Source organism: Microvirga sp. P4_A5 (assembly GCF_056402495.1).
Genome location: NZ_JBFUHH010000005.1, coordinates 56,909 through 79,718 on the forward strand (window position 1 = coordinate 56,909; position 22,810 = coordinate 79,718).

General features: G+C 60.3%; 20 protein-coding genes and 1 tRNA gene. 12 read left to right on the forward strand and 9 right to left on the reverse strand.

Annotation, left to right across the window (positions count from 1 at the left end; genetic code table 11):
- Window positions 1-15 precede the first annotated feature (15 nt).
- From AC1DVM_RS03255 to AC1DVM_RS03275, 5 genes are all read left to right on the forward strand, one after another.
- A complete protein-coding gene (locus tag AC1DVM_RS03255; RefSeq protein WP_477252006.1) occupies window positions 16-657 on the forward strand; it encodes a class I SAM-dependent methyltransferase in 642 nt (213 codons plus the stop codon).
- Window positions 658-1,020: 363 nt separating this feature from the next.
- Window positions 1,021-1,236 carry a hypothetical protein gene (locus AC1DVM_RS03260; protein ID WP_477252008.1) on the forward strand — a complete coding sequence of 72 codons (216 nt, stop codon included), beginning with the start codon at window positions 1,021-1,023 and terminating at the stop codon, window positions 1,234-1,236.
- A gap of 50 nt (window positions 1,237-1,286) precedes the next feature.
- On the forward strand, window positions 1,287-1,505 hold the full coding sequence (locus AC1DVM_RS03265; protein WP_477252010.1) for a hypothetical protein: 219 nt from the start codon (window positions 1,287-1,289) through the stop codon (window positions 1,503-1,505).
- Between the two features lie 171 nt (window positions 1,506-1,676).
- A tRNA-Met gene (locus AC1DVM_RS03270) sits at window positions 1,677-1,753 on the forward strand.
- 335 nt (window positions 1,754-2,088) lie between these two features.
- On the forward strand, window positions 2,089-2,328 hold the full coding sequence (locus AC1DVM_RS03275; protein WP_477252012.1) for a BrnA antitoxin family protein: 240 nt from the start codon (window positions 2,089-2,091) through the stop codon (window positions 2,326-2,328).
- A gap of 9 nt (window positions 2,329-2,337) precedes the next feature.
- Here the strand turns inward: AC1DVM_RS03275 and AC1DVM_RS03280 are convergent, their stop codons facing one another.
- The 8 genes from AC1DVM_RS03280 to AC1DVM_RS03315 all read right to left on the reverse strand — a co-directional run bounded on the left by AC1DVM_RS03280 (window position 2,338) and on the right by AC1DVM_RS03315 (window position 11,332).
- Window positions 2,338-2,955, reverse strand: coding sequence for an extensin-like domain-containing protein (locus AC1DVM_RS03280; RefSeq protein WP_477252014.1), 618 nt, complete (start codon window positions 2,953-2,955; stop codon window positions 2,338-2,340).
- A 241-nt stretch (window positions 2,956-3,196) separates the two neighbouring features.
- Window positions 3,197-4,990 carry a gamma-glutamyltransferase family protein gene (locus tag AC1DVM_RS03285; RefSeq protein WP_477252015.1) on the reverse strand — a complete coding sequence of 598 codons (1,794 nt, stop codon included), beginning with the start codon at window positions 4,988-4,990 and terminating at the stop codon, window positions 3,197-3,199.
- Between the two features lie 21 nt (window positions 4,991-5,011).
- Window positions 5,012-5,881: an ABC transporter permease gene (locus AC1DVM_RS03290; RefSeq protein WP_477252016.1), complete on the reverse strand. Its 870-nt coding sequence runs from the start codon at window positions 5,879-5,881 to the stop codon at window positions 5,012-5,014.
- Window positions 5,878-6,825 (reverse strand): ABC transporter permease, encoded by a 948-nt coding sequence (locus tag AC1DVM_RS03295; RefSeq protein WP_477252018.1) that lies wholly within the window; start codon window positions 6,823-6,825, stop codon window positions 5,878-5,880. The genes AC1DVM_RS03290 and AC1DVM_RS03295 overlap by 4 nt, the downstream gene beginning before the upstream one ends.
- Before the next feature lie 66 nt (window positions 6,826-6,891).
- Entirely contained in the window at window positions 6,892-8,397 is a 1,506-nt protein-coding gene (locus AC1DVM_RS03300) for an ABC transporter substrate-binding protein (RefSeq protein WP_477252020.1), read from the reverse strand.
- Window positions 8,398-8,418: 21 nt separating this feature from the next.
- Window positions 8,419-9,504 carry an ABC transporter ATP-binding protein gene (locus AC1DVM_RS03305; protein ID WP_477252021.1) on the reverse strand — a complete coding sequence of 362 codons (1,086 nt, stop codon included), beginning with the start codon at window positions 9,502-9,504 and terminating at the stop codon, window positions 8,419-8,421.
- Window positions 9,501-10,562, reverse strand: a complete 1,062-nt coding sequence (locus AC1DVM_RS03310; protein ID WP_477252022.1) for an ABC transporter ATP-binding protein — start codon at window positions 10,560-10,562, stop codon at window positions 9,501-9,503. Before AC1DVM_RS03310 ends, AC1DVM_RS03305 begins: the two co-directional genes overlap by 4 nt.
- Window positions 10,559-11,332, reverse strand: coding sequence for a FadR/GntR family transcriptional regulator (locus AC1DVM_RS03315; RefSeq protein ID WP_477252023.1), 774 nt, complete (start codon window positions 11,330-11,332; stop codon window positions 10,559-10,561). The genes AC1DVM_RS03310 and AC1DVM_RS03315 overlap by 4 nt, the downstream gene beginning before the upstream one ends.
- Before the next feature lie 225 nt (window positions 11,333-11,557).
- Here AC1DVM_RS03315 and AC1DVM_RS03320 point away from each other — a divergent pair, with 225 nt between their 5' ends.
- Window positions 11,558-12,295, forward strand: a complete 738-nt coding sequence (locus AC1DVM_RS03320) for a TerC family protein (RefSeq protein WP_477252024.1) — start codon at window positions 11,558-11,560, stop codon at window positions 12,293-12,295.
- Between the two features lie 41 nt (window positions 12,296-12,336).
- On the opposite strand, the gene AC1DVM_RS03325 is transcribed toward AC1DVM_RS03320, so the two are convergent.
- The gene (locus AC1DVM_RS03325) at window positions 12,337-12,924 is read right to left on the reverse strand and encodes a hypothetical protein (RefSeq protein WP_477252026.1); all 588 of its coding nucleotides are present in this window, start codon (window positions 12,922-12,924) and stop codon (window positions 12,337-12,339) included.
- Between the two features lie 161 nt (window positions 12,925-13,085).
- Between AC1DVM_RS03325 and AC1DVM_RS03330 the strand changes: the two genes are divergently transcribed.
- From AC1DVM_RS03330 to AC1DVM_RS03355, 6 genes are all read left to right on the forward strand, one after another.
- The gene (locus AC1DVM_RS03330; protein WP_477252028.1) at window positions 13,086-13,547 is read left to right on the forward strand and encodes a hypothetical protein; all 462 of its coding nucleotides are present in this window, start codon (window positions 13,086-13,088) and stop codon (window positions 13,545-13,547) included.
- Between the two features lie 619 nt (window positions 13,548-14,166).
- Window positions 14,167-15,111, forward strand: coding sequence for a hypothetical protein (locus tag AC1DVM_RS03335; RefSeq protein ID WP_477252030.1), 945 nt, complete (start codon window positions 14,167-14,169; stop codon window positions 15,109-15,111).
- Between the two features lie 84 nt (window positions 15,112-15,195).
- Window positions 15,196-17,163: a hypothetical protein gene (locus AC1DVM_RS03340; protein ID WP_477252032.1), complete on the forward strand. Its 1,968-nt coding sequence runs from the start codon at window positions 15,196-15,198 to the stop codon at window positions 17,161-17,163.
- A gap of 29 nt (window positions 17,164-17,192) precedes the next feature.
- Window positions 17,193-19,319 (forward strand): type I secretion system permease/ATPase, encoded by a 2,127-nt coding sequence (locus tag AC1DVM_RS03345; RefSeq protein ID WP_477252034.1) that lies wholly within the window; start codon window positions 17,193-17,195, stop codon window positions 19,317-19,319.
- A gap of 20 nt (window positions 19,320-19,339) precedes the next feature.
- On the forward strand, window positions 19,340-20,692 hold the full coding sequence (locus tag AC1DVM_RS03350) for an HlyD family type I secretion periplasmic adaptor subunit (protein ID WP_477252035.1): 1,353 nt from the start codon (window positions 19,340-19,342) through the stop codon (window positions 20,690-20,692).
- Between the two features lie 721 nt (window positions 20,693-21,413).
- Window positions 21,414-22,793 carry a family 16 glycosylhydrolase gene (locus AC1DVM_RS03355; protein ID WP_477252037.1) on the forward strand — a complete coding sequence of 460 codons (1,380 nt, stop codon included), beginning with the start codon at window positions 21,414-21,416 and terminating at the stop codon, window positions 22,791-22,793.
- Window positions 22,794-22,810: the final 17 nt, after the last annotated feature.

Genomic DNA, 22,810 nt, shown 5'->3' on the forward strand with positions numbered 1-22,810 from the left:
CACCAGGGAATTTTCATGACGGATGGACCGACCACGGCCCTGATGCGCAAGGCATATGCGCGTTGGGCACCTGTTTACGATGTCGTTTATGACAAACTCACGGAGCCCGCGGCCCGCGCCGCGGTGGACGCCGCAATGGCGTGCGGGCCCAAGGTCTTGGAAGCGGGCGTGGGGACGGGGTTGTCTCTCGGCTATTATCCAGGAAACGCCGAGGTATACGGGGTCGATCTGTCGGAAGACATGCTCCGGAGGGCCCAGGCGAAGGTCGATAAGCGCGGCCATTCGCATGTGAAGACCCTTCAGGTGATGGATGTGACCCATCTCACATTCCCTGACGGCATATTCGACGCCGTGACGGCGCAATTCATCATCACTCTTGTGCCCGAACCTGAAAAAGCCCTCGACCAATTCGCGCGGGTGCTGCGACCCGGCGGCGAAATCATCCTGGCCAACCATTTTGGTCAACCGGATGGTCCGATAGCGGCTCTTGAGGAGTTCGCATCACCCGTCGTGAAGGCGATCGGCTGGAGTTCCGCCTTCAAGGCATCGCGGGTCGAGGAATGGGCGAGGGGCACAGGGTTCATGGAAGTGGTGGAATTGAAGTCGCTCTTTCCAGCCGGCTTTTTCAAATTGATGCGGATCCGCAAGACTCGCTGAGTCGACTCGCCAGGCAAAGTCTCAAGGGGCGGGCAACAAAGAATAAAAAGAACAAGGTTGAAATTTTTCCGTCGCCGGGTTATATGAAGTCCGTCGCATATTGGCTCAACATGAATTCAGACCCTGTCGACAGGGAAGCTCTGTTGAGCACCAATCAAAAATCCAAGCAAAGAATCTTGGCGTGACTCTGCGGTTTGGCGGAATTGTGCGGTGATCGACTGACGTCGGCATCCACTTCCACTCACCGCGAAAAGACATTTCCTGACATTCGGCAGCGTCGGCTCATTCCGACCACCGGGTCCAAGGTTTTCCCATTATGGCGATCGGCTTCACAGCGGCGCCCTCACTCGAAAAGACATTGTTATGAAGTTTCACTTTAGCCCCAGAGCCGACAGCAACGATTGGATGAGCGGATTCACGCTTGCCGGGATCTGGTCCCAGGATTCAGGCTCCCAGCGCGACATCAGCCATCTGGTGGATTGCACTTATCTCTACCATTCCGCGCGCGAACTTCAGTGGCATCTCGCGCATCGTTTCGGCCTGCGCGCCGAAGCCGTCGAACTGACTTCCGTCGCCTGAACGCTATCTATGAGGTGGTTCTCCTCGCCGCTCATACGAAGGAACGCCTCATGAGAATTTTTATGTTCGTCTCGCAGGCCAGGGATGACCTTCACGCGTTTGCCGACGATGAGGCGGGTAGTAAGCTGCCGGCCAAATACGGCCCCTGGGGGTTGACCGGCACTTTGCTCGCTCGCGCGGCACCCCCACACCGGTTTTCCCGGCGGGCCATCGAGCAGGCCCTCGCTAGCGAGGGTTATCAGCTCTGGCGGAACAAGCCGAAAGGCTGAATGACCATTATGAGCGGTTAGGAAGCCGCCGCTCGCAAGGCTGGCGGAGCGGTTCGTACGCCCGTTTCCGAAAGGTCATGAAGCCCCTCGAAAACCTGCCCTCTCATTCTTGACAGGGCGGCCAATCTTTCCCTATATCGCGCCTCTGACGCGGGCATGACCCGTTCCTGGGGCGGAGTAGCTCAGTTGGTCAGAGCAGAGGAATCATAATCCTTGTGTCGGGGGTTCAAATCCCTCCTCCGCTACCATCGATCCGATTCTTGCGCGGATCCTCCGAGAGATCTTTCTCTGCCGACAGCGCCATTGGCTCATTTCGAATTGAGCACCCGGCAAAATGGCGACCAGGCCTCAAGGCCAAAAAACTTCTTCGACACAACTTGTCACAGCAAAAATCACCGAATCCGCAGCTTGGCGCTTGTGAGCGCCGTCCGAATTGCTATCGTTTGAGGGCGGACCGTTCGCCAATGCGGATCGCCCGACGTCCTCATCAGACCCGTTCCAGCTTCGTCATGTCGTCCGGCAGACCAGCAAGGGCAATGATCGAGAGGCGGTCGCCAAAAATCTTGCTATCAGGAGGCACTCGATGTCCAAGCCGCCGATTGGCACTCGCCGGTCAACGGATCCACGTCAGGCTGCGGAAGCCGCCTTCAAGAAGGCGACGACCAAGCCCGTCGAACTCCCTCCAAAAGCTCCGGTGATCCCCGGTACGCGCGAGATGGTTTCCTTGCGGATCGACCGCGAGGTGCTGGATTTCTTTCAAGAGGGCGGGCCTGGGTGGCAGGACAGGATCAATGAGGCTTTGCGGAAGGCTGCGGGAAAGTAGTCAGGGACCTCACTGGCAGATCCTGTAGCGATCGCTGGAGCCGTGCATCTGCAGGTCTACATGCAAATGGTCCGCGTGGGACGCATCCGCACCCGGACCCAGTACGGTTGTGAACCAGCCGCAGGCAGCCCGCCTGACGGCGTTGATCGTTTGAACGTGCTGTTCGGCACCCTCGGGTTTGATGGGGATCCGGGCTTTGCTGGCGAGTTCGAAACTCGCGATATCGATGGCTAATCCTTCGGCATGGGCCGACAGTTTGCCCGAGGCCGCTCGATTTCTGTTGCGGCATTCAAAACCCGGGCCGGTATGGGCAGCAGCGAGCTCCGACCCGGTCGCGCCCAAGACAGCGGGCGCCACGAGCGAACCCAGCCATCCCCCGAGACTTTCGGCGAACCGGCATGCCACGACGGGCTCTGCAGGCATACGAAGCGGCCTTTCGCGGCCCGTTATTGGTATGGAGCGCAGCTTCACCGGATTCTCGATTCGGCAGTTCTGATTGTCTGCGGCAGGTGTCTCGACCGGCTCAAACTCAAATCCAGCGGTTTTCAATCGGGCCAGACATTCGTTCGTTTCCGACGATGCGGCCGAGCTCGGCGCGTCCGGAGAAGGGGATTGGGCCGGGGTCACGGTTGGTGGATCCTCGACCGGCGGGCGCACGGGGGGCAGCGGCGGCCATGGCTCCGCGGCGACGTCGGTCGCCGCAATCAGCGCCACCACCGAGAGAACGAAACGGCATCGATGGCTGGTCCCCGAGAGGGACGGATGGCTCCTGTTTGGCATTGCGGCTCCCATTCTGTCTCTTGGACAACGCCCAAGATTCAGAAAGGAGCCGCCTGGATTGAAATAGGGCGGTGCTTCGCGAAGAGGCCTACCGCCCGATCGCATAGGCCTGCATGAGACGCGGGGTCGCGGCGCCGTGCAGCATTCCGTCGGAATCCCGGCTCGCGGCTACGAGACGGCCGATTGTCCACTCGGGAGTCTTTTCCACTTCGTGACCGCGCGCCCGGAGATCCGCCAGAACCCCCTCGCCAAAGCTTTCTTCGGCTGCGAGATGCCCGGGCTTCTGCTCGCGCGGATGGAAGGAGGACGGGAAATGCGCCGTGTGCGCCATCGGCAGGTCGATGGCTTCCTGAAGGTTCAGGCCGTGATGCACATGACGAAGGAACAGGAGCAACTGCCATTGCTCCTGCTGGTCGCCGCCGGGTGAGCCAAAGACCATGTAGGGCTCCCCGTCTTTTTCCGCGAGCGTGGGGGTCAACGTGGTGCGAGGGCGCTTGCCGGGCTGCAGGGATGCCGGCAGATTTTCTTCGAGCCAGAACATCTGTGCGCGCGAATTGAGCATGAAGCCGAGTTCTGGAATCACCGGCGAAGATTGCAGCCATCCACCCGACGGCATCGCGGCGATCATGTTGCCGTGGCGATCGATGACATCGATATGGACGGTGTCGCCGCGGCGGGCGGATCGCATGGACGCCATGGTCGGTTCGCCGCCGGTTACCTTGCGGTCTGTCGTCGAGAGTTCGCGCAACGCCGCGAGCGTGCGCTCCACCTGTTGCTCGTACCCCGGAACGTGTCCCGGGCGTAGTTCCATCGACGCCCGATCTCCGATCAGTTTTCGTCGTTCCGCGGAATAGGCATCGGACAGGAGCGTCTCGATGGGGACCTTCACGAAATCGGGATCGCCGTAATAGGCCTCGCGATCCGCGAATGCGAGTTTCATGGCTTCCATGACGGTGTGGATGAAGAGCCCACTCGTCGGGCCCATGCGGGCAATGTCGAATTCTTTCAAGAGAGCGAGCGACTGCAGAAAGACAGGGCCTTGACCCCAGGGTCTGATCTTGTTCACCCGATAATTGTGATAATCGTAGGTTTGCGGCGCATCGTAGCTGGCAGACCATCCGGCGAGATCGTTGCCCGTGATCACGCCGCGGTGGCGCGTGCCGCTCTGGTCCATGACCTCGTTAGATCGGGAAAAACGGTCGATCGCTTCGGCTACGAAGCCTTTGTAGAAAGCAGCCCGCGCCGCTTCGATTTCCGCTTCACGATTACCGCCCTTCGCCTCCGCCTCCTTCAGGATACGCTTCCAGGTCTCCGCCAAAGCGGGGTTGCGAAAGAGTTTCTTACCCGCGGGAACATTGCCGCCTGGCAGGTAGACCGCCGCCGATGTGGGCCATTCCGTTTCGAAAAACTCCTTAAGGCCCCTGATCGTATCGGACACGCGCGGCAGCAGCGGATGCCCCTTCTCCGCATAGTAGATCGCAGGCTCGAGGACCTCGCGCAGGCGCATTGTTCCGTGATCGCGCAAAAGCAGCATCCACGCGTCGAACGCGCCGGGTACGACCGTCGCCAGCAGACCGTTGCCGGGAATGAGCGTGATGCCCTCGCGGCGATAATGCTCGATGGTCGCGCCGGCGGGGGCCGTGCCTTGGCCGCACAGCACCTCGATCCTGCGTGTTCGCGCCGAATAGAAAACGGCAGGGACTTCGCCGGACGGGCCGACGAGATGCGGCTCGACGACCTGCAGGACGAATCCTGTCGCCACGCACGCATCGAAGGCATTGCCGCCGCGCTCCAGCATTGCCATGCCGGCGGCGGAGCCGAGCCAATGGGTCGAGGTGACGACCCCGAACGTGCCGAGGATCTCAGGCCGTGTCGTGAACATGAATGCTACCCGTGTTGAATGTCAGTTTTCGCGCGGGTCGAGCGCATCGCGCAGACCGTCGCCAAACAGGTTGAAGCCAAGAACGATCAGGAAGATTGCCGAACCGGGGAAAAATGACATCCACGGCGCCTGGCTCATGAAGTTCTTCGCCGTGTTGAGCATCGAGCCCCAGGACGGATTGGGCGGCTGTTGTCCAAGACCGAGAAAGGACAGGCTTGCCTCCGCGATGATCGCCGTGGCGATCGTCAGCGTTGCCTGAACGAGGATCGGGGGTAGGACATTCGGCAGAATATATCTCAGGATGATCCAGAAATTCGGAAGGCCGATAGCGCGCGCCCCTTCGACATAATCCTCGGCCTTGACCGTGAGCACCTGACCGCGCGTGAGCCGCACGAAAATCGGCATGGCCGACAACCCGATGGCGATCATTGCATTGGTGAGGCTCGGTCCGAGGAACGCCGCGAGCGCGATGGCGAAGATCAGGAACGGAATGGCGAGCATCGCCTCGGTGGAGCGGGAGATCACCGCATCGATCCATCCGCCGAAATAACCCGAGACGAGACCGAACGGGACACCAAGCAGGACGGCTATGGCAACGGATACGACGCCCGCCATCAGCGAGGCTCTCGCGCCGATCACCATGCGGGAGAAGACGTCGCGCCCGAGTTCGTCAGTGCCGAACCAGAAGAGCGCGGAGGGCGCTTTTCGGATGGTCGCAAAGCTCGGCTTGATGGGATCATGCGGCGCAATCAGCGGGGCCGCGATCGCCACAATAACAAAAAAAATCACGAGGCCCGCGCCCAGGAGCGCACTGCGGTTGCGCAGAAATTTGGACAGTATGCGGCCACGTTTCTTCGGCAGCGCGATGTCTTCGGCGATGGCGATTGTCATTGGGCGTGCCTCAGTCGCGGATTGGCCAGAACGTAGAGAACGTCCGCCAGAAGATTCATGATGATGAAGCCAACCGCCGTACAAAGAACCACGCCCTGGACAACGGCGTAGTCGCGATTGAATACGGCATCCACCACGAGCTTTCCGAAACCCGGAATGGTGAAGATCTGCTCGGTCAGAACGGCGCCGGCGAGAAGCTCCCCGAAGAGCAGGGTCGACAGGGTGATGATCGGGATGAGCGCGTTGCGAAGGGCGTGTTTCATGATGACGACCCGCGACACGAGCCCCTTTGCCCGGGCGGTGCGGATGTAATCCGATCTGAGGACACCCAGCATCGCGCTTCTGGTGTGGCGCATGAGGCTTGCGGCGAGACCCGTGCCCAGCACGAATGCCGGCATGATCATGGTCTTGATGTTCAGCCATAGATCCTCGCTGGGAGGGACGAAGCCGGACGCGGGGAGGAGTTGCCAGCGCACCGAAACAAGCATGATGAGCAATATGCCGAGCCAGAAGTTCGGGATCGAAAGACCCGAGAGCGCGACGACGTTCGCCGCATAGTCGACGGTGGTGCCCTTCTTCACCGCCGAAATGATTCCGGCCGGAATTCCGATGGCGAGCGCGATGATCATGGCGAAGATCGCGAGTTCCAAGGTGACGGGCAGTTTGCCGAGGATCAGCGTCAGGACCGGAATGTCGGTTCTGAGAGAAATGCCGAGATTGCCCTGCAGGACCTGGCCGATCCACGCAAAATACTGGATCGGCACGGGGTCGTTGAGACGATACTTCTCGCGCAGAAATTCCAGGACCTGCGGATCCCGCTCCTCGCCCGCCATCGTCAGAACAGGGTCACCCGGCAGGAGCTGCTGCAGGGTGAAGACCAGCACCGACACGATGATGATCGTGGGGATCGCGATCAGGATACGTCTGGCGATGAAACGAAGCATGGTTTGCGCCGGCGATGTTGGAGGAGGGGCGTGCCCGGTTGGTCCGGGCACGCTATTCGAGGCTGCTCAGGACGCGAATTTCACGCCCTTGAGACGAATCATGCCATCCGGGTAGGGCTTGAAGCCCTCGACCTTCTTGGCCGTCACGAAAGGCCACGGCTGATAATACGTGTAGATGATCGGCAGTTCGTCCTGCAGGATCACCTGAGCCGCATCGTAGAGCGCCTTGCGTTTTTCATCGTCGTTGATGGCGCGCGCCTCATTGAGGAGACGGTCTACTTCCGGGTTGCAATAGCGTCCATCGTTGAGGCCGCCTTTGCATGTGACGAACTGATGGATGTTGCCATCCGGATCGACGCGGCCGGACCAGCCGATAGCGTTCATGTCGAAATTGCCCGCCTGGGCTTCCTTCTGCAGGGCTGCGAACTCCGTCGGACGCAGCGAGATATCGAAGCCCGCCTCGGCCGCCATCGCCTGAATGATTTCGGCGATCTGCTGCGTGGTCGTGCTGTTGCCGAAGGAAAGCTCGAGTTTCACGCGGTCGACGCCCGCCTCCTTCAGCAGCGCCTTGGCCTTGGCGACGTCGCGCTGGCCGGCCGCGAATTTCTTGTCATTGAAAACGCTGGCTTCGGGGAAAGGCTGGCCGGCCGGTGGGAAGATGCCCTGTCCGACGACTTCGTTGATCACGTTGCGATCGATGGCCAGTTGCAGAGCCTGCCGCACGCGCTTGTCCCGGCCGAGGGGGGACTTAGCCCGCTCTCCGTTGCCCGTATTGATCGTCAGTCCCTGATAGCCGATGCCGCTCACCGGCGCGAAGGTGAGTTTCGGGTCGCTCTTGACGTCCGCGACGTCGCTCGGCGCCAGCCGCTCCAGGATATCCAGATTGCCGGCCTTGAGATTGGCCAGGCGAACGGTCGTGTCAGGGATCGGCGTAAACACAAGCCGATCGAAATTGTAGCTCTTCGCATCCCAGTGATCCTTGAAACGATCAAGGATGATGCGATCGTTCTGAACCCGCTCGACGAACTGGTACGGGCCCGAGCAAACCGGCTTCTGGGCGAAATCCGGCGCCGCCAGCGCCTTGGGCGACATGATCATGCCGGCGCGGTCCGAGAGCTGCGAAACCAGCGTCGCGTCGGCCCGGGAGAGTTTCAGCGCGATGGTCATGTCGTCGACGACGTCGACACTTTCGACTGAACCGAGTTCGCTCTTGCGCAAGCTGTCGGGCAGGGTGCGGGCCCGGTCGAGATTGGCCTTGACCGCCGTTGCGTTCATCGTCTCGCCGTCATGGAATTTGACGCCGGGGCGGAGTTTCATCGTGAGCGTCTTCGCATCGTCGCTCCATTTCCATTCGGTCGCGAGCTGCGGGACGAATTTGAGCTCCGGCGTGATTTCGACGAGCTTGTCGCACATCGACGTGAAGACGATGCGTCCGACGAATGTTCGCGCGCGATGGGGATCGAGCACATCCGGATCCTCCTGCAGGCCGATCCGAAGCGTCTGGGCGGACGCGGCTGTCCCCATCAAGAGTCCAGCGGCTACCGCCATGGTGAAAATTGGTCTCATCGGCATGTTTCTCCTCTGTTGATTTTCTTAAAGTATCGGCGCGGCGGAATCGTCCTGCCGCTCGCGCCAGGTCCTGTAGAGCGCGAGTCGCGTGGTCAGAGCCGGGCTCGGAGACGGCGCGGTCAAAGCACCCGCTCCCGCGTTCTGGATCTCGCGCCAGAAATGGCATGCGACCTGCCGCCCTTCGACGGCGACTTCGAGGGACGGGTGCTCTTCCCGGCAGAGCGCACGTGCGTGCGGGCAGCGGGTGTGGAAGCGGCATCCGCTCGGAGGCGCTGCCGGGCTTGGCACGTCTCCCTGCAGCAACGGCTTTGGTTGGCGATTGACGGGGCTCGGAACCGGTATCGCGGTAAGAAGCGCCTGCGTGTAGGGATGCAGCGGGTTGTCGAAGAGATCGTTGGTGTCGCTCAATTMAACGATTTCGCCCAGGTACATGACCGCAACCTTGTCGCTCATGTGCCTGATCACAGCGAGATCATGTGCGATGATGACGAGCGTCAGGCCGAACCGGTCCTTTAAATGTTCCAGCAGATTGATGATCTGGGCCTGGATGGAAACGTCCAGCGCGGAGACCGGCTCGTCGCCGATGATGAGCTTCGGTTCTCCTGCCAGGGCCCGAGCGATGCCGATGCGTTGGCGTTGTCCGCCCGAGAATTCATGCGGATAGCGGTCGCCATGACTGGGGATCAGGCCGACGATGCGCAAGAGCTCGGAAACGCGCTCCTGCTTCTCGGAGCCCCGTGCGAGATCATGAAGCCATATCGGCTCGCCCACGATGTCGCGCACATTCATGCGGGGATTGAGCGAGGCGAACGGATCCTGGAAGATGATCTGCATCTCGCGGCGCAGGTCTCGCATCTCTTTCGGTCCCAGCTCCAGGATGGACTTTCCTTCGTAGCGAACGTCGCCGGCTGTCGGTTCGATCAAACGAAGGAGGAGGCGGCCGAGAGTCGACTTGCCGCAACCGGATTCGCCGACGATCGCGAAGGTCTCGCCGCGCCTGACGATCATCGAGACACCGTCCACGGCCCGGACGATCGTCGGCGAGGAGAGGAGACCGCTCCCGCCGAAATGCTTTACGAGGCCTTTGCTCTCGAGAATGATGTCGCTCATGGGATGAGTCCGCGATGGAGTTCGAGCGGCGCGTACCAGCATCGCGCGCGGTGACCCGGTGCCAACTCGACGAGGGGTGGCGGGTCGCTCACACATCGCTCGTCGACGAAGGGGCARCGAGGCGAGAAGCGGCATCCGCGCGGCATGAGTTCGGCAGGCGGAACGGTGCCGGGAATCGTCGTCAGCCGGCCTTTGCGCCGACCAAGGGAAGGCACAGAGCCCATCAAGCCGATGGTGTAAGGATGCTGCGGGTCGGCAAAGATGTCGTCGACCGGGCCGCTTTCGACGACCTGTCCAGCATACATCACCACGACTTCGTCGGCGACTTCGGCGACGACGCCGAGGTCGTGCGTGATCAGGATCATCGCCATCCCGCTCTCAGTCTGCAATTGCCGAATGAGCGCGATGATTTGTGCCTGGATGGTGACGTCGAGCGCCGTGGTCGGCTCGTCGGCGATGAGCAGATCGGGCTCGTTCGCCAGCGCCATTGCGATCATCACGCGCTGACGCATTCCCCCGGACATTTCATGCGGGTAGGCGCGCATCCGCTTCTCAGGCGCCGGGATGCGCACACGGCGCAGCATTTCCAGGGCGCGCTCGGATGCTTCTGCCTTGGAGATTCGGCGGTGTCGCAGAATCCCTTCGGTGATCTGATCCCCAACCGTGAAGACCGGGTTCAGCGACGTCATCGGCTCCTGGAAGATCATGGCAGTCTGATTGCCGCGCATATCCGCGCGCTCCCGGTCCGGGAGCGTCAGCAGATCCTTGCCCTCGAAGAGTGCGCGGCCCCCCACGATCCGTGCCGGCGGGGTGGGGAGAAGCCCCATCAGCGCAAGGGCCGACACGCTCTTCCCGCATCCGGATTCACCAACGATGCAAAGCGTCTTGCCCTTCGAGACCGAGAAGGACACGTTGTCCACCACGTTGATGTCCTTGGGCGCTCCATCAAAACGCACGGACAGATTCTCGACCGTCAGCAGCGGGCGTTCTGTCCCACGAGCATGCACGCTGCCAGCCGCGCCATCGATCACTGAAAACGGGACGCTGGAACTTGTCATGCGGCGGGAATTCCCTCGATATCGGCGTGAACGGGTTGTTCGACCTGCTCATCCCGGTGGCCTCTCGCCGATCGGGTCATGATCCGGAGCACACTGGCACGAACGGCTTCGAGATGATCGCGCATGGCGGCCTCCGCCTCGCCCGCGTCGCGCGCCGCAATGGCTGCGACGACCCGATGGTGCTGGGCCACATAGCCTCTTTGGCTGGCAGGCGCTCGCGCCTGTTCCCGAAGACGACGCCAGGTGGGGTCCTGCCGTATGCGATCGACCACATCGACGAATGCAAAGAGCAGGCTGTTGCCGGCCGCCTCGGCAATGGCCCGGTGAAAGGCTCCGTCCCAGAGCTCGCGGCTGTCGGCGTCGCCGTCGGCGATCGATTCCGTCTTCTGCGCCAGATGTTGGAGGCGCCGGAGGTCTCCGTTGGACGCGCGCAGGGCCGCGAGCCGCGCGAGCCCCGGCTCGATCTCCAGCCGTGCCTCCATAACCTCCAGCGGATTGGTACGGCTGGAGAGTTCCACGAGACTGACTTCTCCGCGCAGAGGACGCGGTCCAAGGAAGGTGCCCTTTCCCTGATGGCGCCAGATGTGCCCCTCGGCTTCCAGGACTTCGAGGGCTCGTCTGAGCGTCCTGCGCCCCACACCAAGCTGTGCCGAAAGGCTACGCTCGGACGGAAGGCGCTGGTCGTCCATGCCGGCCCGCTCGTCCAAAAGGGCGCGCATCTGCCTCAAGGCGAAGTCCGAGCTGTCGGCGAACGTCTCGGGTTTCTGCATCTATTTCGAGAACCAATATGAGGATTGGTACCGCTCCCGTGGTCCGGAGCGAAGTTTTCCAGAGGCTTTGTTGGGAAAGCAAGCTAGACGCAACCCGAACCACTTGGCAATTGGTTCAGCAAAATTTTTCCGCGCGCCGCTTTCCTCAGCACTCTGGCGTCTTCAGCCTCTTGTTCAAGCGCGCCAAGCACCGACATAACCGGTCACGCTTAACCGGACAGGAACATGGACTCTATCATTGCTTTAGCCTCCGATCCCACCGCCTGGATTGCGCTTGCAACCCTCATTGTGATGGAGGTGGTCCTCGGGATCGACAACCTCATCTTCATCTCGATTCTGACCAACAAGCTTCCGCTTGACCAGCAAACAAGAGCGCGCCGCATCGGTATTGGGCTTGCGCTTATCATGCGCCTGGGTCTTCTCGGCACCATCGCCATCATTGTGCAATTGACTGAACCGATCTTCGAAGCGTTCGGCCATGGATTTTCGTGGCGCGACCTCATCCTGATCGCCGGCGGTCTGTTTCTCGTCTGGAAGGCCACCAAAGAGATACATCATAACGTCGATAAGGACCCGGGTCCCGATATGTTCGACGGTAAGCGTGCCCAGTTGGGCTTCGCGGYGGCGATCGGCCAGATCCTCGTGCTGGATCTGGTTTTCTCCATCGACAGCATCATCACGGCGGTTGGGATGACCGACCACGTGCCGATCATGGTCATCGCCGTGATCGTGGCGGTCACTGTGATGCTGCTCGCAGCCGAGCCTCTGGCGAAATTCATCGAGGCCAATCCGACCGTGGTCATGCTCGCCCTCGGCTTCCTTCTCATGATCGGCATGACGCTCATTGCCGAAGGCTTCGGCGCGCATGTGCCAAAGGGATACATCTATGCCGCCATGGCATTCTCCGGGCTCGTCGAAGGCCTGAACATGCTTTCGCGGAGGGCATCCGACAAACGGAGCTGAACAAAGCCAGGGGCAGGACCACGGGTTCTGCCCCTATGGAATCAGGCCGGTGTCCCGCTGGCTCCCGCTTGCGGGGTTAGTGAGACTACCGCCGCCTGAAGTCGAGGGAGAAGGTCCCACAGGTCCCGATTGAGCGTTTTCAGGTCGGCGACCGATTTCACCAGCTCGGCAATGCGCGCATCGTCCATGGGCCGCAGCTCACCCAGGGTCAAATGGCCCCGGCTCTCCTTGATCTTCATGGCATGCGTATGGGTAATCTCGCCGCGGTCGTTCACCGTATACATGCAATGATTGAACTCGTTTCGGATGCGCGTGCTCTCATTGAAACGCGTGATGATCTTGTCGAGCATCTTTGCCGTCGGGCGATCCTTGATCTTGGCTGTGGCAAGCCTCTGGACCAGATCGAGGCGGGCACGCGTGGTGTTCAGAGTGGCAAACACGATGGCGGCCGAAACCTCATCCGTCTCCAACAGCACCATCAGCACATAGATGAACATGCTCTCGTTGTTGGACCAGCTGAAAACGAGATTTCCGATCAGAGCGAGAATCACCGTTCGCCGATCCGCCGAATCGATCGCCGCTGCCTCGATGGCTTCGAAATCCGGTTTGGGAGGGAGCCGTGTTGCCATTCGGCAGTTCTTTCTTGAGAAACAATTTGCTGAGACGTTTAGCGACCCAAGAGTTGGTCGCTCGGTAAAGTATAGCGCGGTTCATCCTTAAGGGCGATGCAACAAGGATTGCCCAGGCGGCTAGGGGCGATCATGCTCGGTAGATCAGCGGTAGGATCCCCATGCTTCAATTGTGGAAAGCGCGCCAGGGCCGGAAGGCGGCGGTCGCCACACTCGCGCCGCTGATCGCGCGCAGTGAGGGAAGCATGGGCGCGATCCCCAGCAGCGCCTGGCACGACGCATATCTCATCGGGTTTCTTTCGATGCTCGCGAGTCTTCAGGCGTGGAAGAAGGTAGGGCCCGTGAGTTCGCAGGCATTGGGGTTGATTCAGGCCGACACCCTGGCGGAGTTGAGCGGTGAGCTCGCAAGCGTGATCGGCGAGGAGATCTGCATTCTCAGTATGGACCAGAATATGGATTTTGGTGAGGGGTGCCAGCAAGCGACGTTCTTTCATGCGGCGCTGGAAACCGCACGTGACGATCTGCTTGTGCAGAACGACTGGCCTTGCGAGAGCGAGGGGGGGCACCGGCTCAATCTGCTCTGGAAAGAGGCCTTCGAGGTCCGTGTCTCGGCGCTGAGATGAGCATTTATACCCCATTCGGGGAACCGCCTGAGCTACTCCCTTTGCGTGTCTGGACGGCCCCCCGCAAGTAACGTCTACTTTACCCATGTTCAGGGTGAGTCATCGACTGATCATGGACATGGAACGGGTCAAAAGCCGCGTTCGTGAGGTGAGGCGCTAGTCGTCTCGCGTATAAGCGTCCACCGGGAAGCGGGCGGGCAATCTGTGCAGACAGATGACTGTTCCTGAACTTCTCCAAAAAAATAAACAATCATTTTCATGACGGGCAACCGCTTGTGTGAGCGGGTCGCTGCGTAACCGGGTAATGCAGGAGTAGGCATTTCCTGGAATGGCGGAGCTTTGTCGAATGGAAAGATTGAAGGACGGTCGCCTGCCATGCGTATCGGGTACACGACCGCAAGGGAAACGCGTTCAGTATGAGAAGGCGAGGCAGGCGCGCAGCAGGTCACAACATGTGTTCGGCGTCCCGGCGCCCATGTGGGTATCTTGCGATAGCAGGGCCCATCTCGAACCGGCTTCACAGTATTTTGTGTGATAGCTTCGAAAAGCCCTTGTTCCCGCACACGTAGATGATGAGCGGACCATGGACGGATCGAAGCGCTGATCCAGGAAATCCAGCATGTCCACCGATACCAATGCCAATCTGGCAGCCGCACTCGCGGGTGTCGCCATTGCTGCGCAAGACAATAGCAACGACGACACTGCCAACAACAGCTTCAACGACACCAGTACCGAAGTAGAGACTGATGTCGAAGTTGAAGTTGAGGACAGCTTCAATCAAAGCACCGATAACAGCGACCATAGTGACAACAGCGACAACAGCGAAACTGATGTCGATGTCGAGATCGAAGACAGCTTCAACGAGGATTCGAGCACCGACGTCGATGTGGCGCTCGCGGATTCGCTGAATACCGACAACAGTGCCTTCAGTCACAACGACAYCGATGTTGAGATCGAAGACAGCTTCAACGAAGATTCCAGCACCAATGTCGATGTGGCGCTTGAAGACTCGTTGAACAACAGCAGCACCAACAACAGCTACAACGGCGGCTATACCGACGTTGAAGTTGAGGTCGAGGACTCGCTGAACAACAACAGCACCAACAGCGTCCACAACGACGCCAGCACGCATTTCGACCTCGAAGTCGAGATCGAAGATGCATTCAACACCAGCGACACCGACTGGCTCGATCTAGACAACCTGAACTTCGACGTCATGCAGACCATTGGCAACGCTCTCAACGGCGGCGGCAATGACAATGCATTCAGTCTCGCCCAGGTCAGCGAGATGAACGACAGCGATACGCTGACTGCGACGAGCGGCTCGAGCTCGGGTCTGATCGGCCAGCTGGCGCTTCAGGAAGGCGGCATTTCCGATGGCATGGACGGCCACGGCATTGCCAACGATGCCGGCGAAGGCAGCGAAGTTGCAGGTTCTGCCACTTCCGCCGCCACCGCTCATCTGGAGGCTCTCAACCAGAACATCTCCATGGGCGCCAACATCCAGTACAACACGATGAACATCGACGTTGTCGGCGGTGCCGACAGCACCGACAGCATCTGACATCCTGTTACCATCGGCCCGCGCGGTACGCCGCGCGGGCCAGTTTCCGTCGATTGGCGGCGTATGCGTCGACAGGAGTGAGTCATGGCTGTTGCTAGCTCGATCGAGCTCATCTGGCACTTTGCCGGGCATCTGCACCTGACGCAGGACTACGTCGCGTCCCGCACCCAGCTGGACGAAATTTCCTACGCGTATCGCCCGATCGACCTGAAGTTCTCGGCAGACCAGCACATTGCGCGAAGTGAAGCGCCTGCGGATATGGAGAGCCTGGCGGTCCGGGTGAAATACAGCCTCGGCCCCGAATACATCACCCAGGTGAAATCGGCCGACCTCCCCGAATACCACACGATCGCTGTTAGCGCCTCGGCTCACGGTCATGGCGAGGCACTTCCGCACCACATGCATGCTGGGCCGAACGCTCTCTCCGTCGGGCAGAACTACATCGTTCAATATGTCGCCGAACCGCAGGCCACGCCGGCCGGCCCGCAGCCACAGGCCGGAGCCGTCGCGCCCAATTATGAAATCAAGTATGTCGAGGGCGGTGACGACACGATCGCCAACCTTTCGCAGGCGAATGTCGCGAATGACCGCGATTACTTCGCAGACGAGGCGGCCGGCACGCCAGTGTTCGATCATGTCGAGACCGACCAACCCATGGTCGATATGCTGGCGCTCGCGGAGAAGTACAACCCGACAACGACGCTGCCACCGGGCGAGAGCGTGGAGTTCTGGACCTCAGCCGTCGTCAACCGGCATGAAGCGCTGGCATCCGGCGAAACGGAGGCGCAACCCATTGTTGCCGGCCGATATGTGAATGGCGAGTCCGTTCCGACGGAGCAGACAGGCCAACCGGAGCCCGCGAACCACATCGTCCCCGAGCCGCCGGTTCCATCCGACGATGGCAGCGAGCCGGCGCAGGTCGCCGAGACCGGCGGTAACAAGTTGGTCAATATCGGGACCATGATCGACGTGAACGAAGCCCCCTCGACGCTGGTCGTGGTCGGGAACTACTACGAGACGAACGCTATCCTGCAGACCAACATCCTGCAGAACAAGGACGTGGTGTTCCACACCGGCGATGCTCCCGAGCTGCTCGACAGCACCGGAAGCACTCTCGATAACGTGGCGAATTTCGTCGTCGAGGAACTCGTCAAGCAGCACGGTCATAAGGGTGGGCCCGCGAGCCATCTCACGGTGAACATCGATTACGTCGATGGCGACGTGATGGATGTCAAGTCTCTGACCCAGCGCAATTACTTCGACGATGGCGATGTCACTGTTCAGACCCGATTCGACAGCTATTCGGAAGTCCACACGGGCGACAACACGCAAGCGAACGTCGCGAGGTTTGCCGATTGGGGAAAGCATTACGACGTCATCATCGTCGTGGGCGACTATCATTCCGCCAACATCATCTCCCAGACGAACGTCGTTCTCGACAACGATTATATCGGAGTTTCGTCGACGGCCGGTAATGCGCCATCGATCTATAGCGGCCAGAATGCGCTCGAAAACACCGCGACCATCGCCAAGTACGGAGCCACATCATTTGGCGATATCGATCGCCGGCTGGAATCTCTGATCGATGACCTCAACCATCGCGACGATCTAGATCACAACGCTTGGTCGGACTTCTACGGAGCGTCGTCCGGAAGTCTGAATGTCCTGTTCGTGACGGGGAACTACTACGACCTCAACATCGTCTCGCAGATCAACGTCCTGGCGGATGCCGATCTTGCGATCCAGATGGGAAGCAGCGGTCTGCAATGGCTCTCCACAGGGGGCAATGCCGCGGTGAACGAGGCGACGATCGTGAATGCCGGAGGCCTTTACGAACAGCGGATCGGCGGAGACTTCTACGAAGATTCCATTCTCGTGCAGGCCGATCTCATCGCGGATGCGAGCGAGACGGTCGCTGCCGATCCGACCGCGCTCGTTTCCGAGCTCGTGGCCTTCATGGACCACACGTCAGATCACGACGACTCGGACGCGATCGTCTGGACGAAGGACATCTTCGGCCACGGTGACACTTTCGGTCACGTGTTGTCATGACCTCAGAATTGTCCCATCGGGGGGAATGAATGCTTCAGCAACGCAAATTAGACAGTGCAGCGTCGGATTCATCGCCACGAAGCTTCGGTTCCTCCGCAGACCCTCGCGACGGCTCTCTTTCCGCTAGACTCGCAAACCTCGAGGAAGTCTACCGCCGGGATTCCGCGGAGCGCTACGTTGCTCCCTTCGCGGATGCCGAGCCTACACCCAAGCCACAGCTCCAGAACCTGTCTACGCTTCAGTCTCAGCCCGCTCTCGATGCCGAACCGTTGACGGCGAAGGCCGAGCGCCCTCAGCCTTCTTCGCGCTCCTATGTGCGGCCAAGCCTGCCGACTCAACGCGAGGCCCCGGCCAAACCGCAATCTGGCCCCGGCGGACCAGGGAAAGGGGGCGGTACGGGCTCCGGTGGCCGCGGCCCGGGCGGTACGCCGCTGCATCAACGCCTGGGTGACCGCGACTTTCGGGACGTCCTCAGCAAAGGTCTTGCCGCCTGCCGACGGAATCTCGTGACGGTGGCGATTTTCTCGTTCTTCGTGAACACGCTGGTGCTGGCGATACCGATTTACCTTTTCAACATCTCGGACCGCGTGTTGACGAGCCGAAGCTCCGATACGCTGGCGATGCTTTCGCTCGTCGTGGTGGGTGCGATTCTCGCCCATGTGCTGATGGACATGATGCGCCGCTTTATCCTGATGCGCATCGCCGTCGAGGCGGAGAGCAAGTTGGGGGCGCYGGTCCTCAGCGCCGCCGCCAAGGCGTCTCAGAACGGCTCGAGCCGCGAGTTCCAAACCCTGTCCGACCTCCAGCACATCCGGGGGTTCCTGACGGGGCCGGTGCTGTTGATGATGCTCGACGCGCCGGTCGCGCCCGTCTACCTGCTCGCCGTCTTTCTGATTCATCCGGATCTTGGATATATCGTGTCGGTCACGGGCATCATGCTTCTGCTGACCGCGATGCTGAACCAGAAGCTGACGGCCGTCCCCTTTGCACGGGCGAATGCCTATGCGAGTCGAGCCAATCTTCAGGCCGACGCGATGGCCAGAAACTCGCAGGTGATCAACGCCATGGGAATGATTCCCGAGGGAGTTGTGATGTGGGGTCGCGAGACTTGCGAGTCTCTGAAGGCGCAGGTGATTGCGCAGGACCGCAACATCATGATGACCGGCGTCTCGAAGTTCATCCGTTTGTCGACCCAGATCGGGATCCTCGGATGGGGCGCATCGCTTTCGATGGCGGGTGAATTGACGGGCGGGATGGTGATCGCCGCCTCTATCGTTGCCAGCCGTGCCCTCGCGCCGGTCGAGGGAACGATTGAAGGGTGGCGCAGCTTCGTCCAATCGCGATCCGCCTATGGTCGCGTCAAAGCTCTGCTGCAGAGTTCGCCTCTGAATCTAGACCGTCTGCGTCTTCCCGAACCGCAGGGCAGGTTGACGGTCGAACGGGTTCTCTACGTTCCGCCGCCGAACAAGAAGGTGATCCTCAACGGCATCACGTTCCACCTCGATCCCGGCGAATCTCTTGCCATCGTGGGAGCCTCGGGTTCGGGCAAATCGACGCTCGGCCGGATGCTCGTCGGCTCGATTGTGCCCACCGCCGGGAGCGTTCGCCTCGACATGATGGATCTGCGGAATTGGGACCCGCGTCAATTCGGCGAGAATGTCGGCTATCTGCCTCAGGACGTTCAGCTGTTCCCGGCGAGCATCAAGGCCAATATTGCCAGGATGCGCGACGACCTTTCGGACGAGGATATCTTCGACGCGGCCGAGTTGGCCGACGTGCACGAAATGATTTCGCAATTCGCGCAGGGCTACGAGACCATCGTCGGCATGGATGGAAGCCCCCTTTCGGGCGGCCAGCGTCAACGGATCGGTCTCGCGCGCGCGTTCTTTGGAAATCCGCGCCTCGTCGTGCTCGACGAGCCGAATTCCAATCTCGATCATTCCGGCGAGCAGGCATTGGCCCGCGCCCTCGTGAGAGCGAAGGAGCGTTCGATTACGATCGTGGCCATCACTCAACGGCCTGCGCTTCTCAAGAGCGTCGACAAAATCATGATGATCAAGGACGGGACGGTCCAGGCATTCGGCCGTCGTGACGAAATCATACCGCTGATGAGCGGTCGCAAGGCCCAGGGTGGCCCACCGATCATCGACGGTTGAGCGAGATTGGATCAAAGGTTATGGCCCCAACACCCGTATTCTCAGAGAAGCAACGTGAATGGTACGCGGACGTACCCCGCAGCACCCGCCTTCCCACGCTGCTGGGGGTGGGAATCCTTGCCCTCACGGTGATGGGATTCGGTTATTGGGGCGGTATAGCTCCCATCGCGGGCGCGGTCGTCACATCCGGCGCCTTTGTTGCGACCGGGCAGAACAAGCTCATCCAACATCTCGAGGGAGGCGTCATTCAGGAGATCCTCGTTCGCGAGGGCGATATCGTGCAGCAGGGTCAAACCCTGGTGCAGCTGGATGAAACCTCGCCCCGTGCGGAATTGCGCCGCCTGTCATTGCGCCAGGCGCGGCTGCTTGCCATCGAGGCGCGGCTCCGCGCCGAAATGGCCGAGGAAAACGACATCATGTTCCCACCGGAGCTGATGTCGAAGCTTCAATCGGATCCGGATTTCACAACGATCGTCAAGGCGCAGCGAGCGACCATCGACGCGCATCGAAAGAGCCTCAAGAGCGAGATCGCGTCCATCCGTACCAGCATCGACGCCCTGCATGAACGCATTACCGGAAGCACGACGCAGCTCGGCTCTGTGCAGCAGCAAATCGCGTATTTCGACGAGGAGCTCGGCGCCAAGGAGCAGTTGCTTCGCAGCGGCTTGATCCGGAAGTCCGAAGTGTTGGCCCTGCAGCGGGCCCGCGCCAATCTTCAGGGCGAAGCGGGTCGTCTCACCGGCGAGATCGGCGACTCGAAGGAGAGGATCGCGCGCGCCGAGGAACAGATCGTGGGTGCACGCAACACCGCCGTCAAGGCTTCCGTCGAGCAGCTTCATGAAACCCTGGCGGAACTCGCCGACGTGCGAGAGCGTATCCTCGCATCCACGCGCATTCTCGAGCGGGTCAAAATCACCAGCCCGGTGCAGGGCGTGGTGGTGAAGCTGCGCTACCACACCCCCGGCGGCGTCGTGGAGCCGGGCAAGACCGTGATGGAAATCGTGCCGGCTCAGACAAATCTTCTGATCGAGGTGCGCGTTCGACCGCAAGACATCCAGAACGTCAAGCTGGGGCAGGCGGCAGTCGTTCGTCTGACCGCATTGAAACAGCGCGTGACACCGATGATCGAAGGAAAAGTCGTCTATGTGTCGGCCGACGCGCTGCCCGACGACAAGAGCGGGTCGGCGTCGCGCGGCGATGTCTATGTCGCCCGGGTGGCGCCCGATCCCGGCCAGACAGCCGATATCCACGGCTTCGTCGCCACCCCGGGGATGCCAGCCGAGGTCTACATCAAGACCACGGATCGGACGTTCCTCGAGTACCTGCTGCAACCGATCCGAGACAGCATGTCGAGAGCGTTCCGGGAACTCTAACGGGCCTTTGCCTCGCTTCGCCTCGTTGCCGAAAGACCGATCGCGGTGCCCTTGCGACAGGGTGCCGCGATTTTCGTTGTGACGGCAGAAGATTAGCGGATATTTCGTATTAGTTATATAATTCCAAAAAGCAGTATACTTCTGCATTATCACGGCGCGCGGCGACGGCAGAACCTCGTGTCGAGGGTGTTTATTCCTTTGAAACCACCGTTTCAGTTGAGATACCGCCGTCGCGCACACCCTTTCCGCAGAGTATTTTCCTCGCGCTCCGTTCGAGCTTGTCTGGGTGGCTGGCCCTCCGAGCCGATCCCCAGCCTGGGTCCCCGGCATGCAGCTCTCGAAAATAATCCCAAAGTGGTAGCGGGGCTCCGAGCTTAAGCGCTTGAATCGTAACGATGACTCGTTGACCGCGGCCGCAACGTGCCGGGTCGGAATCGTCCGTTAACGCAAAGTTAAAAAACGCCTCCCGCGCTTTATTCGGATGAAGTATAATTCTTCTGTCGTCCTTGAATTGACGACGGTAAATGATCCTATATGGGCGTTGTGAAGAGTTATAAATTGTAAATCGCGAGTAATAGTTTATCGAGCGGGGGCTATTGTGGCAATTGATCCTAGAAATCTATCCGCGACTGCCAATTTAACCTTTAGCGACGAATTTAATACCTTCGATTATTGGAACGGTCACTCGGGCACTTGGGATACCGGTTATCCGTGGACTGAGGTGAACGGGGGTACCAATGCGGCGAACGGCGAGCAGCAATGGTATGTCAACGCGAATTACACTCAGACATCCTCGCTCGGCACCTACACGGCTCAAGGCGGAATCATGAACGTCCGCGCGGCCCCCACGCCTGCCGCGCTGCAATCCTACGTCGACGGCTACGCCTATACGTCCGGGATGATCACGAGCTTTCATTCGTTCAGCCAGACTTACGGCTACTTTGAAATGAGGGCCAAACTGCCGGCCGGGCAGGGTCTCTGGCCGGCATTCTGGTTGCTTCCGACCGATCTCTCCTGGCCGCCCGAGATCGACATCATGGAGGTCATCGGCAGCGCGCCCAACCAGCTTGAGACGTCCGTGCATTACGATGCTGGCGGGCACCAGATGCAGAACAAGACGACGGTTTTGGAAGGGATGACGACAGGGTTCCACACCTACGGCGTAGGCTGGCAGAAGGACAAGATCGCCTGGTTCTTCGACGGCACGAAAATCTACGAGATTGCGACGCCCGCTGGCATGGATAAGCCAATGTACATGCTGGCGAACCTTGCCGTGGGCGGCGAGTGGGCCGGCAGCCCCGATGGAACGACGACGTTTCCCGCCACTCTCCAGATCGACTACATCCGGGCCTACTCCGCCGTCGGCGCCACTGGATCGACGCCTCTGGTTGCAATATTCCAGAATGAAAAGGCGCTATTCTCGCTTCCGAGCAGCGCCAAGGCGAAGAAGAGCGTCATCGGCACGTATGATTGGGACGACCTCGCTGGCACGCGAACTCATGACAAGATCGTCGGTAAGCAGGGCGGTGACGTGATGAAAGGCGGAAAGGGTGACGATACCTATTACGTCGATCACCGCAGCGATCGCCCAATCGAGAAATCAAAAATGGGGATCGATACCGTCCGTACGGATCTGGCGAGCCACCGGCTCGCGACAAACGTCGAAAACCTTGTTCTTATTGGCAAAGGCGACCAACGTGCGTATGGCAACGGCGGCGACAACAAGATCCAGTCGAATGGCATCGGCGACAATCTCCTGTCGGGCGGAGCCGGAAACGATCAGCTCTATGCAGGCCGCTATGCCGACACGCTGATTGGCGGCGCGGGGAGCGACCAGTTCATTTTTACGACCGCGCCAAAGCGAGCCGGACATGTGAAGGATTTCCGGCCGGGGGTCGACATGCTCGATCTGCGCGCGTTGTTCAAAGGCATTCCGCTGGCCGATCCAATCTCGGAGGGGCGGCTCATCTTTGACGACAATGGCTCAGGCGACACCATCGTTCGTTACAAGGCAGGTTCAGGGGCGATCCTCAAAATCACGACCCTCGACAACGTGGCGCCCCAAGCCCTTCACGCTCATGTCGACTACTTCTACGTCTAGGGAGTCGGATTGCTGCG

Bases quoted from the DNA above. Each gene is read 5' to 3' on its own strand.
- AC1DVM_RS03255 (WP_477252006.1), top strand. From the start codon at position 16: ATGACGGATGGACCGACCACGGCCCTGATGCGCAAGGCATATGCGCGT.
- AC1DVM_RS03260 (WP_477252008.1), top strand. From the start codon at position 1,021: ATGAAGTTTCACTTTAGCCCCAGAGCCGACAGCAACGATTGGATGAGC.
- AC1DVM_RS03265 (WP_477252010.1), top strand. From the start codon at position 1,287: ATGAGAATTTTTATGTTCGTCTCGCAGGCCAGGGATGACCTTCACGCG.
- AC1DVM_RS03275 (WP_477252012.1), top strand. From the start codon at position 2,089: ATGTCCAAGCCGCCGATTGGCACTCGCCGGTCAACGGATCCACGTCAG.
- AC1DVM_RS03285 (WP_477252015.1), bottom strand. From the start codon at position 4,990: ATGTTCACGACACGGCCTGAGATCCTCGGCACGTTCGGGGTCGTCACC.
- AC1DVM_RS03290 (WP_477252016.1), bottom strand. From the start codon at position 5,881: ATGACAATCGCCATCGCCGAAGACATCGCGCTGCCGAAGAAACGTGGC.
- AC1DVM_RS03295 (WP_477252018.1), bottom strand. From the start codon at position 6,825: ATGCTTCGTTTCATCGCCAGACGTATCCTGATCGCGATCCCCACGATC.
- AC1DVM_RS03300 (WP_477252020.1), bottom strand. From the start codon at position 8,397: ATGCCGATGAGACCAATTTTCACCATGGCGGTAGCCGCTGGACTCTTG.
- AC1DVM_RS03315 (WP_477252023.1), bottom strand. From the start codon at position 11,332: ATGCAGAAACCCGAGACGTTCGCCGACAGCTCGGACTTCGCCTTGAGG.
- AC1DVM_RS03325 (WP_477252026.1), bottom strand. From the start codon at position 12,924: ATGGCAACACGGCTCCCTCCCAAACCGGATTTCGAAGCCATCGAGGCA.
- AC1DVM_RS03330 (WP_477252028.1), top strand. From the start codon at position 13,086: ATGCTTCAATTGTGGAAAGCGCGCCAGGGCCGGAAGGCGGCGGTCGCC.
- AC1DVM_RS03340 (WP_477252032.1), top strand. From the start codon at position 15,196: ATGGCTGTTGCTAGCTCGATCGAGCTCATCTGGCACTTTGCCGGGCAT.
- AC1DVM_RS03350 (WP_477252035.1), top strand. From the start codon at position 19,340: ATGGCCCCAACACCCGTATTCTCAGAGAAGCAACGTGAATGGTACGCG.